The 20,362-nt window shown below is 64.4% G+C and carries 20 protein-coding genes; 11 read left to right on the forward strand and 9 right to left on the reverse strand.

Translation table 11 applies throughout. The annotated features are described in order from the left end of the window. Positions 1–19 precede the first annotated feature (19 nt). Entirely contained in the window at positions 20–373 is a 354-nt protein-coding gene (locus A5634_RS02390) for a hypothetical protein (protein WP_065142489.1), read from the forward strand. Positions 374–394: 21 nt separating this feature from the next. On the opposite strand, the gene A5634_RS02395 is transcribed toward A5634_RS02390, so the two are convergent. The 3 genes from A5634_RS02395 to A5634_RS02405 are packed head-to-tail and all read right to left on the reverse strand — an operon-like array spanning position 395 to position 4,158. Next, positions 395–1,192 carry a slipin family protein gene (locus A5634_RS02395; RefSeq protein ID WP_065142490.1) on the reverse strand — a complete coding sequence of 266 codons (798 nt, stop codon included), beginning with the start codon at positions 1,190–1,192 and terminating at the stop codon, positions 395–397. After that, positions 1,189–1,812 carry a hypothetical protein gene (locus A5634_RS02400; protein ID WP_065142491.1) on the reverse strand — a complete coding sequence of 208 codons (624 nt, stop codon included), beginning with the start codon at positions 1,810–1,812 and terminating at the stop codon, positions 1,189–1,191. Before A5634_RS02400 ends, A5634_RS02395 begins: the two co-directional genes overlap by 4 nt. A 3-nt stretch (positions 1,813–1,815) precedes the next feature. Then, the gene (locus A5634_RS02405; protein WP_065142492.1) at positions 1,816–4,158 is read right to left on the reverse strand and encodes a nitric-oxide reductase large subunit; all 2,343 of its coding nucleotides are present in this window, start codon (positions 4,156–4,158) and stop codon (positions 1,816–1,818) included. Between the two features lie 259 nt (positions 4,159–4,417). On the opposite strand from A5634_RS02405, the gene A5634_RS02410 reads away from it, so the two are divergent. From A5634_RS02410 to A5634_RS02420, 3 genes are read left to right on the forward strand one after another with little or no spacing between them, the layout of a single operon-like run. Then, entirely contained in the window at positions 4,418–5,224 is an 807-nt protein-coding gene (locus A5634_RS02410) for a universal stress protein (RefSeq protein WP_065142493.1), read from the forward strand. 21 nt (positions 5,225–5,245) lie between these two features. Continuing rightward, positions 5,246–5,899 (forward strand): hypoxia response regulator transcription factor DosR/DevR, encoded by a 654-nt coding sequence (dosR, locus tag A5634_RS02415; RefSeq protein WP_065142494.1) that lies wholly within the window; start codon positions 5,246–5,248, stop codon positions 5,897–5,899. Then, complete coding sequence (locus A5634_RS02420; RefSeq protein WP_065142495.1) at positions 5,896–7,611, forward strand: GAF domain-containing sensor histidine kinase; 1,716 nt, start codon at positions 5,896–5,898, stop codon at positions 7,609–7,611. The genes dosR and A5634_RS02420 overlap by 4 nt, the downstream gene beginning before the upstream one ends. Positions 7,612–7,625: 14 nt before the next feature. Here A5634_RS02420 and A5634_RS02425 read toward each other — a convergent pair whose 3' ends face one another. Next, positions 7,626–8,603 carry an Acg family FMN-binding oxidoreductase gene (locus A5634_RS02425; protein WP_065142587.1) on the reverse strand — a complete coding sequence of 326 codons (978 nt, stop codon included), beginning with the start codon at positions 8,601–8,603 and terminating at the stop codon, positions 7,626–7,628. A gap of 188 nt (positions 8,604–8,791) precedes the next feature. Here A5634_RS02425 and A5634_RS02430 point away from each other — a divergent pair, with 188 nt between their 5' ends. Beyond that, positions 8,792–10,186: a WS/DGAT/MGAT family O-acyltransferase gene (locus A5634_RS02430; RefSeq protein WP_065142496.1), complete on the forward strand. Its 1,395-nt coding sequence runs from the start codon at positions 8,792–8,794 to the stop codon at positions 10,184–10,186. A gap of 70 nt (positions 10,187–10,256) precedes the next feature. Then, positions 10,257–10,610: a group III truncated hemoglobin gene (locus A5634_RS02435; protein WP_253861461.1), complete on the forward strand. Its 354-nt coding sequence runs from the start codon at positions 10,257–10,259 to the stop codon at positions 10,608–10,610. A gap of 6 nt (positions 10,611–10,616) precedes the next feature. Here A5634_RS02435 and A5634_RS02440 read toward each other — a convergent pair whose 3' ends face one another. The 4 genes from A5634_RS02440 to A5634_RS02455 form a co-directional block, all read right to left on the reverse strand. Beyond that, positions 10,617–11,045, reverse strand: a complete 429-nt coding sequence (locus A5634_RS02440) for a pyridoxamine 5'-phosphate oxidase family protein (protein ID WP_065142498.1) — start codon at positions 11,043–11,045, stop codon at positions 10,617–10,619. Further along, the gene (locus tag A5634_RS02445) at positions 11,042–12,019 is read right to left on the reverse strand and encodes an Acg family FMN-binding oxidoreductase (RefSeq protein ID WP_065142588.1); all 978 of its coding nucleotides are present in this window, start codon (positions 12,017–12,019) and stop codon (positions 11,042–11,044) included. The genes A5634_RS02440 and A5634_RS02445 overlap by 4 nt, the downstream gene beginning before the upstream one ends. A 90-nt stretch (positions 12,020–12,109) precedes the next feature. Then, positions 12,110–13,306 (reverse strand): acyl-CoA dehydrogenase family protein, encoded by a 1,197-nt coding sequence (locus A5634_RS02450; protein WP_065142499.1) that lies wholly within the window; start codon positions 13,304–13,306, stop codon positions 12,110–12,112. A gap of 1 nt (position 13,307) precedes the next feature. Further along, on the reverse strand, positions 13,308–14,402 hold the full coding sequence (locus tag A5634_RS02455; protein ID WP_065142589.1) for an acyl-CoA dehydrogenase family protein: 1,095 nt from the start codon (positions 14,400–14,402) through the stop codon (positions 13,308–13,310). Positions 14,403–14,493: 91 nt separating this feature from the next. Here A5634_RS02455 and A5634_RS02460 point away from each other — a divergent pair, with 91 nt between their 5' ends. Both A5634_RS02460 and A5634_RS02465 read left to right on the forward strand, forming a co-directional pair. Then, positions 14,494–14,697, forward strand: a complete 204-nt coding sequence (locus A5634_RS02460) for a hypothetical protein (protein ID WP_065142500.1) — start codon at positions 14,494–14,496, stop codon at positions 14,695–14,697. 12 nt (positions 14,698–14,709) lie between these two features. Continuing rightward, entirely contained in the window at positions 14,710–16,299 is a 1,590-nt protein-coding gene (locus A5634_RS02465; protein ID WP_065142501.1) for an FAD-binding oxidoreductase, read from the forward strand. A 32-nt stretch (positions 16,300–16,331) separates the two neighbouring features. Here A5634_RS02465 and A5634_RS02470 read toward each other — a convergent pair whose 3' ends face one another. Beyond that, on the reverse strand, positions 16,332–17,690 hold the full coding sequence (locus A5634_RS02470; RefSeq protein WP_065142502.1) for an FAD-dependent oxidoreductase: 1,359 nt from the start codon (positions 17,688–17,690) through the stop codon (positions 16,332–16,334). A 113-nt stretch (positions 17,691–17,803) separates the two neighbouring features. Between A5634_RS02470 and prfB the strand changes: the two genes are divergently transcribed. Genes prfB through A5634_RS29110 form a run of 3 tightly spaced genes read left to right on the forward strand, consistent with a single transcriptional unit; the run spans position 17,804 to position 20,359 of the window. Then, on the forward strand, positions 17,804–18,919 hold the full coding sequence (prfB, locus tag A5634_RS02475; protein WP_065142503.1) for a peptide chain release factor 2: 1,116 nt from the start codon (positions 17,804–17,806) through the stop codon (positions 18,917–18,919). Beyond that, positions 18,909–19,904 (forward strand): mechanosensitive ion channel family protein, encoded by a 996-nt coding sequence (locus A5634_RS02480; protein ID WP_065142504.1) that lies wholly within the window; start codon positions 18,909–18,911, stop codon positions 19,902–19,904. The genes prfB and A5634_RS02480 overlap by 11 nt, the downstream gene beginning before the upstream one ends. Further along, positions 19,901–20,359, forward strand: a complete 459-nt coding sequence (locus tag A5634_RS29110; RefSeq protein WP_081290139.1) for a hypothetical protein — start codon at positions 19,901–19,903, stop codon at positions 20,357–20,359. Before A5634_RS02480 ends, A5634_RS29110 begins: the two co-directional genes overlap by 4 nt. Positions 20,360–20,362: the final 3 nt, after the last annotated feature.

Genomic DNA, 20,362 nt, shown 5'->3' on the forward strand with positions numbered 1-20,362 from the left:
GCAGTCCTACCATGGCTCTATGTGGGAATTCATGGTGCTGCTCTTGCTGGTGGCGGTGCTGGCGGCGTTTGTGGTGCCACGGTTCATCCGGCCCGGCCCGCGCGGCGCCCTGGCCAGCGGCACCCTGCTGGTGACCGGGGTCAGCGGCGGGGCAGCTGACGGCGATGAAATGGCGGGGGAGCGGTTCGTGACCATCTCCGGCGTCATCAATGGACCGACGGTCAACGAGCATGCGGTGTACGGGCGCATGGTCGTCGCTGCCGGCACGCCGTGGCCCACAACCGGACAGCAACTGCCCGTCGTGTATTCGCCTAACAATCCGGACAATTGGAGCTTTGCGCCACCTGAGGAACCGGAACCGCTGGACGGGTGACGCACGGGATTCAGGCAGGCCTCAACCGTGGTGATTGATGTTGTCGATCGCGGTGCGCAACGCGTCCGGATTGCGCAAGAACGGCGTGATGATGTCCACCGGAAGCGGGAACACAACCGTCGAGTTCTGATCCGCTCCCAACTCCAAAAGGGTTTGCAGATAACGCAACTGCAGTGATGCCGGACTCTTCGAGAGGGTCTCGGCCGCTTGGCGCAACTCCTCGGAGGCCTGCAACTCGCCACGAGCGTTGATTACCTTCGCGCGGCGCTCCCGTTCCGCCTCGGCTTCGCGTGCCATCGCCCGCTGCATCGACTCGGGAATCTCCACGTCCTTGATCTCGACCACCCGCACCTGCACTCCCCACGGCTCGGTCATCGTCTCGATGATCGTGCGCAGGTCGCTGTTGAGGTCCTCACGGTGCGCCAGCAGGGTGTCCAGATCGGCCCTGCCCAGCAGCGAGCGCAGCGTCGTCTGGGCGATCTGCGAGGTTGCCACGGCGTAGTTCTCCACGGCCAGAATCGCTTTCAGCGGTTCGGTCACCTGGAACATGACCACCGCGTTGACTCGCGCCGGCACGTTGTCTCGGGTGATCACCTCCTGCGGCGGGATGGTCAGCGTCACCAGTCGCTGGTCGACCCGGATCATCTTGTCCACCAACGGAAGCAGGAACCGCAGACCCGGCTGGTAAAGCGGACGCACGTGGCCCATGCGGAACACCACCCCGCGCTCGTACTCGCGAAGCACCGACAGTGACACCACGGCAAGCACGGCCACCAGCACGATCACGACGACGACAACACCGATGACAGTGCCGGTCATGCTTTGTCCTCCTTGCCTTCCCAGCCGCCCCAGCGGGTGGAATAGCGGTCGACCGCCGCGGCCACCTGATCCTCTATCGCGGTGCGGTGCGGCAGATAGTCCGGCGCGTTGGCGGGGGTGTTCCACAGGTGACGGGCAAGCGGTAGCCCCAGTAGCGCGACGATCACGACGGTACCGGCCAGGATCAGCACCTCGGCAGGGGAATGGTTGGCGACCACCATCGCCAACGGCAGCACGATCCCGAAAGCGGCTACGGCGCAAGCGATCCCACGGTGGAAGCGGCCCGCTTCCGAATGCGGCCACGGATCGACCTCGCGGCTGATCTCGCGGCCGTGATCGGAGGTAGTGCAGGTGGACTTGACCGGACAACTGTTGCACACCACCGGCAAAGCCCGATACCGCATCACCCGGTGCTTGGGGTCGAACGACGTCGGCCACAGCCAGTGATCCTGGGGACAGACCCAGGCGTCATGGTCGGGACGGTAGTTGAATTGGCCGGTGCGCCAAGTCGCCGCACGCGCCGAAGCGTGCCGGGCCATCAGGTCGAAGCACCACCCGATGGCCAGCAGCATCAGCGAATATCCGGCAATCAACCACACCGTCGTCGCGGGCGCGGCCACAGGTCAGTCCTTCGCCTCCGCTGGTACCACCGCAGGGTTCTCGGTGTACAGCGGATGCTCGGGTAGCTCCTCCACGGTGGTGCCAGAACGGAAGTGGCGCAGCGCGGTCAAAGCGATCCAGACGAAGGGCAACACGCCACCGACGATCAGGATGATGTCACCGGGCATACGCAGCCATTCGAGCACCGCATTTCCGGGTTTGGTGATGTAGCCCAACGAGCGTGCCTCGTAGTAGCCATCGTTGACAGAGTGGAACAGTTGCATCACACCCAGCGGCAGCAAGGTGACGAAGACCATCCAGGCCAACCCGATGTTCATGCACCAGAACGAGATTCGGGCCCACTTCTCCGGCCACTTGTCGGCCGGAATCACGTAGCGGAACGCGAACATGGCCAAGCCCACGGCGAGCATCCCGTACACGCCCATCATGGCCGCGTGGCCGTGGTTGGCCGTGAGCGCGGTGCCGATCTGGTAGTAGGACACCACCGGAAGGTTGATCAGGAAGCCGAAGATCCCGGCGCCCAAGAAGTTCCAGAAGCCCACGGCCACCAGGAACATCACTGCCCAACGGTGCGGGAACGGATTGGCGTCGCCGGTCTGCTGGCGCGCACCGAGCTGCAGGAACGCCCATGCCTCGACGGTCAGGAAGGTCAGCGGGATGACCTCGGCCGCCGAGAAGAACGCGCCAAGTGCCATGTGCTCCACCGGGGTTCCGGAGAAATACAGGTGGTGCATCGTGCCGATCACGCCGCCCGCGGAGTAAAGGATGACGTCCAGGAAGATCACACCCAGGGCGATGCGTTCGCGCACCACACCGAGCAACACGAACATGTAGGCCACCATCACGGTGGTGAACAGTTCGAGGAAGTCCTCGACCCACAGGTGCACCACCCAGAATCGCCAGAAGTCGGCGACGGTGAAGTGAGTGTCACTGCCGGCAAGCAAGCCCACGGTGTAGAACACCGGAATTGCCAAGCCGGAGAAGAAGAACAACCACGGCATGTTCATCTTCGACTCGCCTTTGAGTCTGGCCCGCATGCCGCGCCAGATGATCGCGATCCACACGAACATCCCGATGATCAGCAAGACCTGCCACAACCGTGGCAGGTCCAGGTACTCCCACTGCTGGGAGAACAGGCCGCCCTCGGGTATCACACCGTAGATGGACAGTGCCTCGGTGATCATCGAGCCGAACACCACGAGCGCAACCGCACCCAGCAGCACATAGGCCAGCAGGGCCTGACGTTTGGGCTCCCGGCGGGCGATGAACGGCACCAGGAAGATGCCGCCGGCCAGGAAGGCTGCCGCGGTCCAGAACAGGGCCAGCTGCAGGTGCCAGGTGCGGGCCAAGTTGTACGGAAGTACGCGGGCCAGGTCGAAGCCGAAGAAGGTGGACAGATCGGCCCGGTAGTGCTCGGCCGCCGCGCCCAGCAGCGTTTGCAACAAGAACAGCACCGACACGACGGCAAAGAACCAGATGCATGCTCGTTGTGCCGGGGTCAGGCTGACCTCGCCCGGCTGTCGGAACGACAGAGTGGACGTCTCGGCGCCGTGCCACCCAACTTTCTGGCTCCACCTCCCGTAGATGGCGAACATGATTCCAATACCGCCCAGCAGAGCAATCAAGGACAACGCCGACCAGACGACCACCGACGCGGTCGGGCCGTTGTCGACGCGCTGCTCGGCCGGCCAGTTGTTGGTGTAGCTGTACTTGTGTCCGGGTCGCTCAGCCGAGGCCGCCCATGCGGTCCACGCATAGAAGGCTGTCAACTGCCGGATTTGCGTTTTGTCAGTGATCAAATGCGGCAGCAAGCCGTACTTCGTGGAGTTCTCACCGAAGATCTCGGCATAGTGGCTTTGGATCCGGTCGAAGGCCGCGCCCTGCCGATCGGTGAATACCAACGTTTTGGTGTCGGCGTTGTAGCGGTTGGTGCGGAACTCTTTGACCACTTTTTCGCGCGGCTCGGCGACACCCTCCGCGCGGAATTGATTGGCGACTTCGTCGGTTGCCATCCGTAGGTAGTCGGCCGTGTAGTCGGGTCCCAGGTAGGCGCCGTGGCCGAGCACCGATCCGTACTCCATCAGCCCACGGGCCTGGAAGAGTTCTTGGCCCTTAGTGATGTCGTCCGCGGTGAACAACACCTGGCCAGATTCGGTAACCACCTTGTCCGGCATGGGCATTGCCGCGGTATACGTGCGGTAGGCCAAAATGCCCATTACCAAAAAGCCGAAGATCATGACCAGGGCGACGCCCTGAACCCACCCTCTACCGATCAGTGGTTGATCTGATTGGTTGCTGGGACTCGGCGATGCAGGATTCGAGGACGGACTTTCCCGTAGGGCCATTCAGATCTCCTGTCTAGGCGGAAAGTTGGGCTATGGGTTATGGGCTATGGCTGTGTCACCGGGCGCCGGACATCTGACCCGCGTGCGGCCCCCGCAACTATCCAATTCGGGTTGTCCCGCATAAGCAAGATTAGATTTCGCCCACCTGGATTTTCCTAGGGACTTATGGCCCTAGAGCCGGGACCAACGCCTCTGGGTCCGAAGGATGACGGGCAATAGCGTGGAACGTAGTCAGAAGGTCTAGGTAAGGGAGACCGCGATGAGCACCCGCGAGTCAACTCCTGCAGTCGTAGTTGGTATCGATGGATCCAGGGCGGCAGTGCAGGCGGCCCTGTGGGCCGTGGACGAGGCCGCCGATCGGAACGTGCCGCTGCGTCTGGTTTACGTCGTCGATCTTTCGAAGCTCAGCGGTGGCGTCGAGCAACGCCAGGCAACCGCCCGCACGGCACTGTATGACGCCTTCCGCGCGGTCGAGGCCACCGGCAAACGGGTCACCGTCGAAACCGATGTGCTGTGGGGCAAGCCGCTCAACAAGTTGATGGAGGAATCCAGGTCAGCGGCCATGATCTGTGTTGGCTCGATGGGCCTCAACCACGCGCGCAGCGGCCAGGGCTCGGTCGCGGGCACACTGGCCGGATCGTCGCTGTGTCCGGTCGCGGTGATCAACCGGTCGCCCGACGCGGCCGACGCCGCTCGGACCCCTAGGGTCCAGCGGGTGGTCGCAGAAGTGGACAATGGTGCCGTGCTGCGACACGCATTCCGGCAGGCTCGGCTCCGTGGCGTCCCGCTACGTGCCGTCTGCGTACAGGCGGCGCCGGCACTGGTGGCCGCGGGCGGTGAAAGTCGGACGGAGCCAACAAAATTGGATCGGCGGCTGAGCCGGTGGACGCGACTGTACCCAGATGTGCCGGTCGAGCAGGCCGTCGTCCGCGGCCATCCCTACCGCTACCTGGCCGACTGCGCCACACCGAACCAACTGTTGGTCACCGACTCGCATACCGCCCAGGTGTGCAGCGTGTACAACGCGGGATCCTCGGTATTGACGGTGCGGTGTGGCAACTTGTAGGGACTGACTTCGGAGGGTGCGTTGGTAAAAGTCTTCTTGGTCGACGATCACGAGGTGGTACGGCGCGGCCTGATCGACTTGCTCGGCGCCGACCCCGAACTCGACGTTGTGGGTGAAGCCGGTTCGGTAGCCGAAGCGATGTCCCGAATCCCGGCGGCCAACCCGGATGTAGCGGTTCTCGATGTCCGGCTACCCGATGGCAACGGCATCGAACTGTGCCGTGATCTGTTGTCCCGGATGCCCGAACTGCGCTGCCTGATCCTGACTTCCTACACTTCCGACGAGGCGATGCTCGACGCGATCCTGGCCGGCGCCAGCGGGTACGTCGTCAAAGACATCAAAGGCATGGAACTGGCCCGCGCGGTCAAAGAGGTGGGTGCTGGCCGGTCGCTGCTGGACAACCGTGCCGCAGCCGCCCTGATGTCCAAGCTGCGCGATGCCACCGAGAAGCCGGACCCGTTATCGGGCCTCACCGACCAGGAGCGAACCCTGCTCGGACTCCTCAGCGAAGGTTTGACCAACAAGCAGATCGCCGACCGGATGTTCCTGGCCGAGAAGACGGTGAAGAACTACGTCTCCCGACTGCTGGCGAAGCTGGGGATGGAACGCCGGACCCAAGCCGCGGTATTCGCAACGGAATTGAAACGCTCCCGGGCACCCGGTGACCGTCGATGAGTTCAGACGACGCCGGTCTGCATCCGCTGCGCCAAACGCTGTCCCAGCTGCGACTGCACGAGCTGCTGGTCGAGGTGCAGGATCGGGTCGAGCAGATCGTCGAGGGCCGGGACCGCCTCGATGGCTTGCTGGAGGCCATGTTGGTGGTCACCTCGGGTCTGGAGATCAACGAAACCCTGCGATCGATCGTGCACTCGGCCACCAAACTCGTCGAGGCCCGATACGGTGCGCTGGAAATCCACGATCGGGACAACCGGGTATTGAACTTTGTCCACGAAGGTATCGACGAAGAAACCGTGCGGCGCATCGGCCACCTTCCCGAGGGGCTCGGCGTCATCGGTCTGCTTATCGACGAGCCTAAAGCGCTACGGCTGGACGATGTTTCGCAGCACCCAGCCTCGGTGGGTTTTCCCACCCACCATCCGCCGATGCGGACGTTCCTCGGGGTGCCGGTGCGGGTGCGCGACGTGGCGTTCGGCACGCTGTACCTGACCGACAAGACCAATGGACAACCCTTCAGCGATGACGATGAGGTGCTGGTGCAGGCGCTGGCCGCCGCGGCAGGTATCGCAATCGCAAATGCGCGGCTCTATCAACAAGCCAAGGCGCGCCAGTCGTGGATCGAGGCAACCCGCGACATCGCCACCGAACTGCTGTCAGGCACCGAACCCGCGACGGTCTTTCGGCTGGTTGGCGAGGAGGCGATCAAGCTGACCGCGGCCGATGCCGCGCTGGTAGCGGTACCGCTGGATGAGAATACCCCCGCCGCCGATGTGACCGAGCTGCTCGTGATCGAAACGGTTGGCGTCGATTCATTGACTTCGCTTGCCGGGCAGACCATTCCGGTAGCGGGCACCGCCTTGGGTGAGGTCTTCGCCAACGGCACGCCACGCCAGATCGACCGGCTGGACCTCGACGGCATGGCCGGCCTCGTCCCGGCGGGGCCCGCGTTGCTGCTGCCACTGCGCGCCACCGATACCGTCGCCGGAGTTGTCGTGGTGCTACGCCACGGCGGACTTGGACCTTTCACCGACGAACAGCTCGAGATGATGGTCGCATTCGCCGACCAGGCGGCGCTGGCCCTGCAACTGGCGACCTCACAGCGGCAGATGCGCCAACTAGACGTGCTGACCGACCGAGACCGCATCGCCCGAGATCTGCATGACCACGTAATCCAGCGGTTGTTCGCGGTGGGACTTTCATTGCAGGGGACTGTCCCGCGGACGCGTGAACCTGAAGTGCAACAACGACTTTCAGAGGCTATAGACGACCTGCAGGCGGTCATTCAGGAGATCCGGACCACCATTTTCGATCTGCACGGGGCATCGCAGGGCATCACCCGGTTGCGGCAACGAATCGATGAGGCCGTCGGCCAATTCGCTGGAGCGGGGTTGCGCACCACCGTGCAATACATCGGCCCGGTGTCAGTGGTCGATGCCGGGTTGGCCGATCACGCTGAGGCGGTGGTCCGGGAAGCGGTCAGCAACGCCGCCCGTCACGCACGGGCCGTGACGTTGGCGGTGCGGGTCCGGGTCGAAGACGACTTGTGCATCGAGGTCAGCGACAACGGTTGCGGCATGCCCGACGATTACACCGGCAGTGGCCTGATGAACCTGCGGCGCCGTGCGGAAGAAGTTGGCGGTGAGTTCACGGTCGAAAACCAGCCCGGTGGTGGAACTTTGGTGCGTTGGTCAGCGCCGCTCCTGCAGTAGTGACTACTCAGTGACTACTCGGGCCACTCGACGACCCGGGTTAGCCGACGTCGCGGGGTGGCCGGCAGCGGATCGGCGTTGACCGGGGCCCAGCCCACCCGCAGCAGCATCTGCGGGTAGCCACTGGCGCCGAATACGTCGGCGCGAACAGCAGCACGGGTCTCCGGGATTTCCAGTGGCTCGCTGATCGGACAGCAGGCCAGCCCCATTGCGGTGGCGGTCAGCAAGACGATGCTGGTGGCCTCGCCGGCGCGAAGTTGCGCCAGCGCATCGTCGTTCTCGGTGCCCAGTGCCAGGATCGCGGCGCTGTCGTCGGCGGGCGAGATGCCCGACGGCTGGGCCAGACTGGGATCCGCGAACAAACGGCCCGGGAACGGGGAGTTGACGTCCGACCGTGGCGCGCTGCGAGCCGGAACACCGGCCACCGAACCGTAGCGTCCGCTCCACGTAGTGAGTTCGCGCATATATTCGGCGTCAATCGCGTGACTCGAGACCGCCGTCACCGCAATAGCTTTCATTCTCTCGATGGCATCGACCTGACGCAGCATGACTCCGGCCCGAGCCGCGCGGGCGGCCATTTGTGCGATGTCTCCGCCGGGGACCGGCCAAGAGCTGTAGGCACGCCGGTCGGTCCGGCGCCGCGGGATGGCCGCAGCCAGCGCGATGTCCGCCTGATCGGGAACCTGAGGTACCACCTCGATGGCGGCCAGGTGGCGGGCATCGGCCGGGTCGGGGAAGCGACTCACCTTGGCGTGCCAGCCCATCGACGCCAGCGCGACGACGCAATGATGTAGCGCGATGCCGCAGCTGATCATCAAGTCACGCCCGTCCGGGTCGGTGCTCTGCAGCTGCAGCTCGGGTTCTGCGAACAGATCCAACTGCGCGGCGCCCACTCGCCATCGCCACGGCTGAGTGTTGTAGATGGACGGCGCGCGGGTAGCCAGCGTGAGGACCGTCCGCAGCGTGTCGGCATCCGGGAATTGCGCGTTCATGGGCGCCGAGCCCTTCTTGTCGATGACGGTGATCATGCATTCCAGGATCGTCCGCTTACCGGTGCCGTGGCAGAGCACGAAGCCCTGGTACCGAGGGACCTTTGGCCCTGCTGTGGACCACCCCGGCGAGGGGATAGTGGGACTACGAGTAGCAGATAACTTCCACCGTGATGCAAGGGGCGTTTGTCATGGACCAGCTGACCACACTGGATGCCGGGTTTCTCAAGGCCGAAGACGTGGATTCGCGGGTCAGCCTGGCCATCGGGGGCTTGGCCGTGGTCGAAGGACCGGCCCCGCAACAGGAGGCGCTGGTTGCGGCATTCGGACAACGCATCCGCAGCTGCCCCCGGTTCGGACAGCGGCTAAGGTTGCACCCGTTGGACCTGGGCGCCCCCGAGTGGGTGGACGACCCCGACTTCGACATCGAGAGGCACGTGCGGCGTGCCGCGTTGCCGCAACCGGGCGACGAGCGCGAGCTGTACGCGCTGATCGCCGACGTGATGGCCCGCCGTCTGGACCGCGATCGGCCGCTGTGGGAGGTCTGGGTCATCGAGGGCCTCGCGGAGGACCGCTGGGCGATGCTGACCAAGCTGCACCACTGCATGGCCGACGGCATCGCGGCGACACATGTACTTGCCGGGCTGTGTGATGACGGCATCCGCGGCAACAGTTTTGCCCACCACGTCCAAAAAGCCCACGCGAGCAAAAAGGGGGCCGACAGCGCCAACCAGAGCCGGGGGTTGCTCGGCGGGTTGTGGGCCGCTTCGGCCGCGCTGACCGCGGGCATCATCCAGGCCGCGCACGGCGCCGGCGAAATCGCCGCGGGCCTAATGAACCCAGGGGGGTCGTCGCTGAACGGCCCGCTCAGCGACCTGCGTCGCTACAGCGGGGCGCGGGTGGCCATGTCCGACATCGAGCAGATTTCGAAAAGCTTCGATGTCACCGTCAATGATGTTGCCTTAGCAGCGATTACCGAGTCTTACCGCAACGTCATGATCGAGCGCGGTCTCAAGCCCCTGCGTGATTCGTTACGGACACTGGTGCCTGTATCGGTGCGTTCGGCCGATGCGTTCGAAACTGCCGACAACCGAGTGTCGTTGCTGCTGCCCAATTTGCCGGTGGACGAGGAGAATCCGGTGCAGCGGTTGCGGACCGTCCACGACCGCTTGAATCGGGCAAAGTCCAGCGGTCAACGGCAGGCGGGAAATGTGTTCGTATCCCTGGCAAATCGTGTTCCGTTCGCGTTGAGTGCCTGGACGGTGGGTTTGTTGATGCGACTACCCCAACGTGGGGTGGCGACCGTGGCAACCAACGTGCCCGGGCCGCGCTTGCCGTTGCGGGTGTTGGGCAAGCAGATAGTTGGGCTGTACCCGGTGCCGCCCCTGGCGATGGATTTACGGACCGGGGTGGCAATGCTCAGCTACGCCGATGACCTCTTCTTCGGGATACTCACTGACTACGACGTGGTCGTCGACGCAGACAAACTGGCACGGGGAATTGAGGCGGCCGTGGCGAGACTGGTGAAAATCAGTGAGCGGCGCCAAAACCCGCCCCGGCGTGGACCGCTGTCCCTGGTGGTATGACGTGAGCCGACCTTGCGCGGATTTGGCTGATCGTGAGGACATTGCGGCCCTGCTGCAACACTTCTACGGCATGGCGCTGCAGGACGAGGTTTTGTACCAGCCGTTCAGCGACCTCAGGGCTGCCGGGCTCGACGGGCATATCCCGACGATGTGCGACTTCTGGGAGACGGTGTTGTTTCGCGCCGGCCGTTATCGAGGCAGTGCGCTGACGGTGCACCGGGCACTGCATGACCGGACGCCATTGGCGGGCCGCCACTTCGTCCGGTGGGTGACGCTGTGGCATGCGGCCGTCGACGACATGTTTGACGGACCCGTTGCCCGGCACGCCAAGGTGCAGGCCGGACGAATCGCGTGGTCGATGCACCGACGGCTTTGCGGCGCTGATGCCCAGGCACCTGAGCTCGATGCGCTGCTGGTGCGCTGAGACCGCTTACGAAACGGTTTCGTTGCGGTCGGGCTCCGGCCCGAAAACGAAACGGCGGCCGGTGATATCGGACGGAACCACCCGCACATAGTTGGGCTTGACGGTCGCGATCCACGGGTACAGTCCGGCCCGGTCGGCTTCGGCGATGTCGGCGTCGGTCTTCAACAGTTGGGCGCGGCCGCGCACGATCACACTCCAGCCCTGCTCCACGGTGTGGTCGTCGGCCTCGAAGAGCACCGTGCGGTTGGCTATCGCCGAGAACAGCTTGGTGCCGGCGGCCGTCCGGAACAGTATCGAGCGGTGTTGGACGACATAGTTGACTGGGAAGATCTCCGGTTCACCGGCGAAGTTGGTCACCAGCCGACCGAGCGTGGCGGTACCCAGCAAGTCCCAACTCTGGCTTTCGGATAGGACGGTGATCGGTTCGTCGGTCATCGGCTCAACCTTTCATGGCGAATTTCCAGGACAGTCTCAAGGGGTCGGCGTGGAGTCGGAGCCGGAAGTGCCTCCATCGCGGGCGTTATTCCCACGCGGATCAAGACTTGCGGTTCGCCGCGTCTGCCGATCAGTTCGCGGACGATGTCGCGACTCTCGCTCGATTCGATCAGGTGGGTCAAGGTGCAGGTCGCCATTCCGGACATGGTGCATTCCAGTAGCACCGTTGAGAGTACTTCGCCGCACCGCAGTACATCGGCTCTTGTGTCATCCGGTGTCGACAACACCAGAATCTTCGAGCAGTCCGAAGCTACTTCCGGACGCCGATCCTGGTGGCCGCGCACCGGAAATTCCCGGGCCACGCCGACCCGCGAACGTTCGGTTTCAGACAACAACGCCGAGGGCGGCATACCTTCGGACAAGGTGAATTGCGAAGTCCACCAATCTAGTTCGGCGTGATATGACGCGTCGTCTCGGCGCAGCGCCTCGCTGAGCTTGGAAGCCGCAACGAGGTCTGCGCGGTGATCGTTGCGCAAGACCTCAACCGTTGCTATGTCGTCAGCGATCATGGTGCGCAGCACAGGTTCGAACTGGCCCCAGAAGCTGGGCCGGTCGAAGGGCAGCCGATCGGTGCGGCGCTGCAGAATCGCCGCCGCCCGGGTGTGCTGGGCCGAGGTTACGTGGTCGAGCTTGCTGAAGTGCAGCGTCGCCAGATGCGCGGGATTGTTCGGATTTGGGAAACGGTCGGTTCCGGCCCGCCAGCCCGCAGCGGTCATCGCCACCCGAAAGTGGTCAAGTGCGGCGCCACAGCTCAGCAGTGCATCGCGCCCGGAATGATCTGTGGCGGGCACGGTTCGGTTGCGATCGGCGAAAAGATGAACCGCGTCGTTCTCGACAACCCATCGCCACGGTTGGCTGTTGTGCACTGACGGCGCCCGGCAGGCCACGAGGATTGCGCTCTTGACGACCTCGATGTCCACGCCAACGACGTTACGGATTCGGACCGTGGATCAATAGGGACTTCGGTCCTCACCATCCCTCGCAACCAAGAACGCCGTATGTGCTCAGCTGCGGCGGGCCTGGCGAAATGGGATGTCGCGGTCAGCCTCGGGCTCTTTGGGCAGACCTAGGACTCGTTCCCCGATGATGTTGCGTTGGATCTGATCGGTGCCACCACCGATCGAGGTGAAAAATGCGTTGAGCGCAAGGAAGTTGACGTCGTCGGCTTCGGGATTCTCACTGCCGGCAAGCAGCGCTGAGGCCCCGATCAGCTCGGTTTTCAGCCGCGCCTCGGCGTGCAGGATTCGTGACATCGCCAGCTTGCCCAACGACATGATCGAACTCGACGTGCCCTGCGCGGCGGTGGCCTTGGCTCGAGCGTTGTTGAGCGCGTTGAGTTCTCGCATGGCCACCACATCAGCCAGCGACTGCCGCACCGCGGGATCTTCGAGGCGTCCGTGCTCTCGTGCCAGAGCGATCAGGTCGTCCGCCCGAGATCGGTTGCGGGAAGCGCGCCCGGTGTCACCCATGATGGACCGTTCATAGGCCAGCGCGGTCTGCAGTGCACGCCAGCCGTTGCCCTCACCGCCGAGTAGATGATGCTCCGGAACGGTGGCGTCGGTGATGAAGACCTCGTTGAAATGAGATTCGCCGGTGATCTGCACCAGCGGACGTACGTCGATGCCGGATTGCTTCATCGGCAGCAGAAAGAAGCTGAGGCCCTTGTGTTTTGGTACATCCCAGTCGGTACGGGCGATCAGCAGCGCGTAGTCGGCCGTTCGCGCACCCGATGTCCACACCTTCTGCCCGTTGACGACCCAGTGGTCGCCCTGCTCCACCGCCGTGGTGCGCACGGCCGCAAGATCGGATCCGGCGCCAGGTTCGCTGTAGAGCAGACACGTACGGGCGCGCTCGGACAGGAAGTCCCGTAGCAGTTGCTGTTTGAGCGCCTGCGAACCCAGCTTCAGGATGGTGTTGGCAGGGATGTTGTATTTGTCCTGACCCGCCCCGGGTGCCTTGACGGCGGCGAACTCCTGACGGATGACCGCCGCCAAGTCGGTGGGATACCCACGGCCAAACCACTCGGCGGGATAGGTCGGTACCGCATAGCCGGCATCGAGGACCTGCTCGAGCCACTCGATGCGCTCTGGGGAACTGCTCCACGGGTCATCGTGTTTGGGCAGACCAGTCCAGTTGTGGCGCAGCCAGTCCCGGACTTCGACCCGGAGTTGCTCAGCGGTGGGCAACGAGCTTTCCGACATTTCACGCGCCTTTCGAGACGAGGTAGCGCTCGCGGTAAAGCGCCGGGGCGCCGAACAATTGCATGCCGGTGCGGGCGCGGCGCAAGAACAGATGCGCGGGGTGCTCCCAGGTGAACCCGATGCCGCCGTGCATCTGGATGGCGTGCATGGCGGTGGACTCATAGGTCTCGGCGCACACGAATCCCGCCAAAGCCAGTGCCTCGTCTGCTTGTTCGTGTCGCGAAGCATTCATCGCAGCCGCATGGTGTGCCGCCGACATCGCGGATTCGTTCTCCAGCAGCAGGTCGGCGGCCATGTGTTTGAGGGCCTGAAAGCTTCCGATCGCTCGGCCGAACTGAACCCGTGTCTGCAGGTATTCGACGGTGATGTCGAAGATCCGGCGGGATCCGCCGACCTGTTCACCGGCCAGCGCGATCACGGCCGAGTCCAGCGCGTCCTGGACCGCTTCCCAGCCCGCGTTACCGAGCCGACGCGCTGGGGTGTCGTCGAAGGTAAACGTCGAGAGCCGCACGGTGGGGTCGAAAACCGTTGCTGCGCTGCGGGTGAACCCTTGGGCGCTTGGCGCGACCTCGAACACACCGGGGCCCTCTGCGGTGTCTGCCACGATCAAGATGACGTCGGCCAGCTGGCCCCAGGTGACGTAATGTGCGCTACCCGACAATGTTTCGGTGGGGCTGGCCTGAACACCAACGTCTTTCGGAGTCCAGGTGCCGCGAGCACCGGTGATGGCGACCGTCCCGATCGACGTGCCGTCGGCGAGACCGGGCAGCAGCCGTCGCTTGTCCTCCCGGGATCCGGCGGCCCGAATCAGTGCGACGGTGAGCACCGCGCTCGATAACCAGGGGGAGGGGAGCAGCGCCGCACCGATCTCCTCGGCGATCGCCTCGACCTCGAGTGCGCTCAGACCGATGCCTCCGCAATCGCTGTCGACCAACACCCCCGTCACACCCTGCTCGGCGAGCATCTCCCACAGTTCGCGATCGAACCCATCGTCAGTGCCGATCACGCGGCGCACGTCTGCCTCGGTGCACCGTTCGTGCAACAGCCCGCGCACCGCCGCCTTCAACTCGGCGCGCTCGTCGACACTGATCGTCATTCTGGTCGCCATCCCTTCCGGCTCGTCGTGTCCATACTCGCTGATCCGCATGACGGGTTGCATTGTGGTGCTCACCTGGCATTCTGAACGGATGGCAGGCAAGGAAATCGACCCTATCCGCGCCAAGAGTGCGTTGGCGGTGCTCAGGCAGAACCCCGGGATCGCCCTTTTCGCGGCGTCGCCGTTTCTGGCGCTGATCGTGGTCACCTGGGTGTTCGCCGGCACCGGATGGGGAATCGTGCTCACCCTGGCGCTGGTGCTTGCGGCAGGCGCACTCGTTCTCCTCAAGCGCTGATAACTGCCCCCGATGCGTTCGTGGTGGGGCTGGGGCACGCTCGAAGAAGCCCTGACGGAGCAGGAGACGAGAGACCTCGTCGCGCGCGTGTCGGCCATGCTGCCCGGACACGACCTCACCGACCACCGACCGCCGGACCCGAATGCGCTTGGGTTGCCAAGTCCGCGGATCGCCCCGCCGGCTTCGTTGTCCGCGTTGTGCTCGTCGGATGTCGTCGACCGGGCCGGTCACGCGCGCGGAAAGGCATTCCGCGACGTCGCGCGCAACCTGCAGGGTCGGCTCGATCACCTGCCGGACCTTATCGTGCGTCCGCGCCGCGAGCAGGATGTGGTCGATGTGCTGGATTGGTGTACGCGCCAACAGATTCCGGCCATACCCTATGGCGGCGGCAGTTCCGTGGTGGGTGGGGTAGAACCTCGATTCGACCAGCCGGCAATCACTTTGGATGTCAGCGCGATGAGCGCGGTAGTGGAGGTAGACCAGGTCAGCCGGGCGGCCCGGATTCAGGCAGGCGCATTGGGGCCGTGGATCGAGGACCAACTGCGCCGGCACGACTTGACGCTGCGCCACTTCCCGCAATCCTTCGCGTTTTCCAGCCTGGGCGGCTGGCTGGCCACCCGCGCGGGCGGACATTTCGCCACCCTCTACACCCACATCGACGACCTGACCGAGTCGGTGCGCGTCGTAACCCCCGCTGGGGTCAGTGAATCTCGCCGGTTGCCGGGTTCCGGCGCCGGGCCGTCCCCGGACCGGCTCTTCATCGGCTCCGAGGGCACGCTCGGCGTGATCACCGAGGCCTGGATGCGGTTACAGAACCGCCCGCGCTGGCAGGTCACGGCCTCAGTGGCGTTCGAGGACTGGTCCGCGGCCGTGGCGGCGACCCGCACCGTTGCGCAGGCCGGGTTGTTCCCGGCTAACTGCCGACTGCTCGACCCCGCCGAGGCGTTCTTGAATGCCGGAACCCCGGTTGGCGGTGGCTTGTTGGTGCTGGCCTTCGAATCGGCTGACCATCCGATAGACCCGTGGCTGCACCGAGCGTTGGAGATCGCCGCGGAACACGGCGGCAGGGTTATCGCGCAGCGCAGCCGCGACTCTCAGGGCGAGCGAACGGAAGCGGGTGCTGCGGACGCCTCGGAGAGCTGGCGCTCGGCCTTCTTGCGAATGCCGTATCAGCGCGACGCGCTGGCCCGTCGCGGCGTCATCGCCGAGACGTTCGAAACCGCATGCACCTGGACCGGATTCGACGAGTTGCACGCCGCGGTCACTGGTGCGGCGCAGGCGGCGATCGCAAAGATTTGCAGCGCCGGGGTGGTGACCTGCCGGTTCACCCACGTGTACCCCGACGGGCCGGCGCCGTACTACGGTATCTACGCCGCCGGGCGGTGGGGCTCGCTCGACGCGCAATGGGATGAGATGAAAGCCGCTGTCTCCGAGGCGATTAGCTCCCACGGTGGCACCATCACCCACCACCACGCAGTCGGCCGCGACCACCGTCCGTGGTATGACCGGCAGCGCCCCGGCCCGTTCGCCGCCGCACTGCGAGCCGTCAAGCGCGAGCTGGATCCAGCCGGAATCCTCAACCCCGGAGTGCTACTGGGGTAGTGGCGGCCCGCTTCGTCCGGCCCCGGCCGGGCTCAGCCGTGGCCGATCTGCAGTAGCTTGGCCAGGTTCGCCAACTTCACCCGGGGGCGGCCGTGCGGTTCGCCGGCCGCGCGCTCGAACTGGTCGATGGCGTCCCAGTGCGCCGAGGTGACCACCTTCGGCTGACGCTCGGTCAACCAGCCGAGGAGCTTGTCGGCGTGGTCGTCGGGAAAGTCCGATAGTTCGGCAGCAGCCAGATCAGCGAGCAGGGTGTTGACAGTGTCTTGGGAATCGGATTTGTTGGTACCGATCACCCCGGTGGGACCGCGCTTGATCCAGCCGACGACGTATTCGTTGCGGCTGCCTTCGATCCGCCCGTCGCTGTGCGGGATGGTGCCGCGCTTTTCGTCGAAGGGCAGTCCGGGAGTAGGAATACCGCGGTAGCCAACCGAGCGGACCACCAGTTGCGCCGACAACTCCTCGCGTTCTCCGGTGTCCTTGGCGGAAACCCAGCCGCTTTCGTCGGTCACGAGTTCGTTGCGGCCCAGCACAATCCGTTCGACGTTGTGCTCACCCTTGATTTCGATCGGAGATGTCATGAATTTGAAGACGATTCGACGATGGCCGGGCCGTGGCTCGCGCTCGCTGTAGCCGCGCAACACCTTGATGTTCTGCTTGGTGGTCTTGCCCGCGGCCTCGGCGTCCTCGTCGGTGATGTCGGCGAATTGCGCCGGGTCGACAATCACGTCGACACCCTCGAGTTCGCCGAGCTCACGCAACTCCAGCGTGGTGAACGCGGTTTGCAGCGGGCCGCGTCGGCCGATGATCACCACCTCGGCGACCCCGCAAGGACGCAGTGACTCCAACGCATGGTCGGCAATGTCGGTCTGTCCCAACACATTGGGATCGGTGACCAGAATGCGGGCAACGTCGATGGCGACGTTGCCGTTGCCTACCACCACCGCTCGGGCGCCGGAGAGATTCGGTGTCTTGTCCTCGAAGTGTGGATGCGCGTTGTACCAGCCCACGAAATCGACGGCCGAGATGCTGCCGATCAGGTCTTCGCCCGGAATGTTCAGCGGCTTGTCCGACTGGGCGCCGACGGCGTAGATCACCGCGTCGTAGTTCGTGGCGAGTTCGGCGGCCTCGACATGCTCACCGATGACCACATTGCCGAAGAAGCGGAACCGCGGGTCCGCGGCGGTCTTCTCAAACTGTTTGCTGATCGACTTGATCTTGGGGTGATCGGGTGCGACGCCAGAGCGCACCAGACCCCACGGCGTCGGCAACATCTCCAGCATGTCCACCGCTACGTCGATGTCTTCCGACGCAGCGGCGGCCTTGAGCAGGGAGGCGGCGGCAAAGAAGCCCGACGGCCCAGAGCCGACGATCGCGACATGGTAGGGACGCATACTTACCTTCTGTTCGGGCCCGGCTGCCACGCGGACGGAGCTAAGCGTCGCAGTCACGGGGTGCACCTGATGGTCTCTGATGCTAGACGGTGCTGCCGGTAACGTGGTCGCCTGTGGAACCTGATCGTCAAGCAGATATCGCCGCCCTTGACTCCACCCTCACCACGGTGGAGCGGGTGCTTGACGTCGACGGCCTGAAAAGCCGCATCGAGAAGCTGGAGCAGGAAGCCTCCGACCCCAACTTGTGGGACGACCAAGCCCGCGCCCAGAAGGTGACCAGTGAGCTGTCCCACACCCAGGGTGAGCTTCGTCGCATCGAAGAGTTGCGGCAACGCCTAGATGACCTGCCAGTGCTCTACGAACTCGCCGGCGAAGAGGAAGGCGCGGAGGGCGAAAAGGCGCTCGTCGAAGCCGACGCTGAACTCAAAGCCCTGCGCGCCGATATCGAAGCGACTGAGGTCCGCACTTTGCTGTCGGGTGAATACGACGAACGTGAGGCGTTGGTCACAATCCGTTCCGGAGCGGGTGGGGTAGACGCCGCCGATTGGGCCGAGATGCTGATGCGGATGTATATCCGGTGGGCTGAACAACATAAGTACGGCGTTGAGGTGTTCGACACGTCCTATGCCGAAGAAGCCGGAATCAAAAGCGCCACCTTCGCCGTCCACGCGCCTTTTGCCTACGGCACATTGTCGGTCGAACAGGGCACGCACCGACTGGTGCGAATCAGTCCATTCGACAACCAAAGCCGACGTCAGACGTCGTTCGCGGAGGTCGAGGTGCTGCCCGTGGTGGAGACCGTCGACCACATCGAAATCCCCGAAGGCGACATCCGCGTCGACGTCTATCGATCCAGCGGTCCGGGCGGCCAGTCGGTCAACACCACCGACTCAGCGGTTCGACTCACTCACCTGCCAACCGGTATCGTGGTCACTTGCCAGAACGAGAAATCGCAACTGCAGAACAAAGTTTCAGCGTTACGAGTGCTTCAGGCAAAGTTGTTGGAGCGCAAGCGTTCCGAAGAGCGCGCGGAGTTGGATGCCTTGAAAGGCGACGGCGGCAGCTCCTGGGGAAACCAGATGCGGTCTTACGTACTGCACCCCTATCAGATGGTCAAAGATTTGCGCACCGAGTTCGAAGTGGGTAATCCGGCGGCTGTCTTGGATGGGGACATCGACGGATTTCTGGAAGCGGGAATCCGGTGGCGTAACAGGAAAGATGACGACTAATACAACGGTTCTTGCGACAAACGCGCTAGCTTCCGCAGCGCGGCAATGGCATGACTTTTGGCACGGCCATATCGGTGAATGGATCATCAACAAGGGCGTGCGGGTCGCGATGCTGGTGATCGCGGCGGTGCTGGCCGCGCGGTTCGTCAACTGGGTGGCTCAACGCATCACGCGCAGTCTTGACGAGGGCTTCGCCGAAAGTGACGCGTTGGTCCGCTCGGAGGCCACCAAACACCGCCAGGCCGTTGCGTCGGTCATCTCCTGGGTGTCGATCGTGCTGATCTCCATCTTCGTGATGATGCAGATTCTCAGCGTGTTGCAGTTCTCGGTGGGGGGCCTCATCGCGCCCGCGACAGTGGTCGGCGCGGCGCTGGGCTTCGGTGCTCAGCAGCTAGTCAAGGATTTGCTCGCGGGATTTTTCATCATCGTCGAGCGGCAGTACGGCTTCGGGGACCTGGTGTCGTTGACCGTCACGGGCGTCGCCGCCGAGGCCCGCGGCACGGTGGAGAACGTGACGTTGCGCGTCACCAGGCTGCGCTCCTCGGATGGCGAGCTGTTCACCATCCCCAACGGCACCATCGTCAAGACGATCAACCTGTCGAAGGACTGGGCGCGCGCCGTCGTCGACATCCCCGTCTCCACGAGTGCCGACCTCAACCGCGTCAACGAGGTCCTGCACCAGGAATGCGAGCGGGCACTGGATAATCCGTTGCTGGGCGAATTGCTGCTCGATGCACCAACCGTGATGGGCGTGGAAAGCATCGAGGTCAACACCGTCACGTTGCGGTTGGTGGCCCGCACCCTGCCAGGCAAACAGTTCGAGGCCGGACGGCAACTACGGGTGCTGGTCATCCGCGCTCTGGCCCGCGCCGGCATCGTCACCGCTGCCGACGCGACGGTAGGGGTTGTCGACGACGGCGGCGTCCCTTCACCGGAGGCTGGCGAGGTGACTGGCGCAGACAAGGGTTCGGTGGCGCAACGATGAAATTCGAACTGAACCTTTTGCAGCGACGTCGCAAGAATGAAGAAGGCCGCAAGCCCAGCCACCTGTTCGGCGGGCGCGTCCGCACGTCGACACTGGTGTTGATCGTGGTGTTCGTCGCGCTGTGGTGGACCTACGAGACCTACGGTCCGAGTCAGGAGCCGGCGCGCAGCAACACGCCGCCGTCTCAGGTGGTGCCGCCGGGCTTCGTCCCCGACCCCAACTACACGTGGGTGCCGCGCACGCGGGTGCAGCAACAACAGCCGACCACGCCCACGCCGACGCCGACACCGACGACCACGGTGCCGCCGACGACCACCACGACGACACCGTCTCCGTCGCCGCCACCGTGCCTGCTGCCGCCACCCTTCTGCCCGGCCAGCTCGACCCCGACCAGCCCACCGTCGTCGTCGCCTCCGGGCCCCGGCCCGACGCCCACCACGACCCCGGCGCGCTGAGTT

The organism is Mycobacterium asiaticum, from assembly GCF_001673365.1.
Classification (GTDB): domain Bacteria; phylum Actinomycetota; class Actinomycetes; order Mycobacteriales; family Mycobacteriaceae; genus Mycobacterium; species Mycobacterium asiaticum_A.

Coding starts and splice junctions, on each gene's coding strand:
- A5634_RS02390 (WP_065142489.1), top strand. CDS start 20: ATGTGGGAATTCATGGTGCTGCTCTTGCTGGTGGCGGTGCTGGCGGCG.
- A5634_RS02395 (WP_065142490.1), bottom strand. CDS start 1,192: ATGACCGGCACTGTCATCGGTGTTGTCGTCGTCGTGATCGTGCTGGTG.
- A5634_RS02405 (WP_065142492.1), bottom strand. CDS start 4,158: ATGGCCCTACGGGAAAGTCCGTCCTCGAATCCTGCATCGCCGAGTCCC.
- A5634_RS02410 (WP_065142493.1), top strand. CDS start 4,418: ATGAGCACCCGCGAGTCAACTCCTGCAGTCGTAGTTGGTATCGATGGA.
- A5634_RS02420 (WP_065142495.1), top strand. CDS start 5,896: ATGAGTTCAGACGACGCCGGTCTGCATCCGCTGCGCCAAACGCTGTCC.
- A5634_RS02425 (WP_065142587.1), bottom strand. CDS start 8,603: ATGAACGCGCAATTCCCGGATGCCGACACGCTGCGGACGGTCCTCACG.
- A5634_RS02430 (WP_065142496.1), top strand. CDS start 8,792: ATGGACCAGCTGACCACACTGGATGCCGGGTTTCTCAAGGCCGAAGAC.
- A5634_RS02435 (WP_253861461.1), top strand. CDS start 10,257: ATGGCGCTGCAGGACGAGGTTTTGTACCAGCCGTTCAGCGACCTCAGG.
- A5634_RS02440 (WP_065142498.1), bottom strand. CDS start 11,045: ATGACCGACGAACCGATCACCGTCCTATCCGAAAGCCAGAGTTGGGAC.
- A5634_RS02450 (WP_065142499.1), bottom strand. CDS start 13,306: ATGTCGGAAAGCTCGTTGCCCACCGCTGAGCAACTCCGGGTCGAAGTC.
- A5634_RS02455 (WP_065142589.1), bottom strand. CDS start 14,402: ATGACGATCAGTGTCGACGAGCGCGCCGAGTTGAAGGCGGCGGTGCGC.
- A5634_RS02460 (WP_065142500.1), top strand. CDS start 14,494: ATGGCAGGCAAGGAAATCGACCCTATCCGCGCCAAGAGTGCGTTGGCG.
- A5634_RS02465 (WP_065142501.1), top strand. CDS start 14,710: ATGCGTTCGTGGTGGGGCTGGGGCACGCTCGAAGAAGCCCTGACGGAG.
- A5634_RS02470 (WP_065142502.1), bottom strand. CDS start 17,690: ATGCGTCCCTACCATGTCGCGATCGTCGGCTCTGGGCCGTCGGGCTTC.
- A5634_RS02480 (WP_065142504.1), top strand. CDS start 18,909: ATGACGACTAATACAACGGTTCTTGCGACAAACGCGCTAGCTTCCGCA.
- A5634_RS29110 (WP_081290139.1), top strand. CDS start 19,901: ATGAAATTCGAACTGAACCTTTTGCAGCGACGTCGCAAGAATGAAGAA.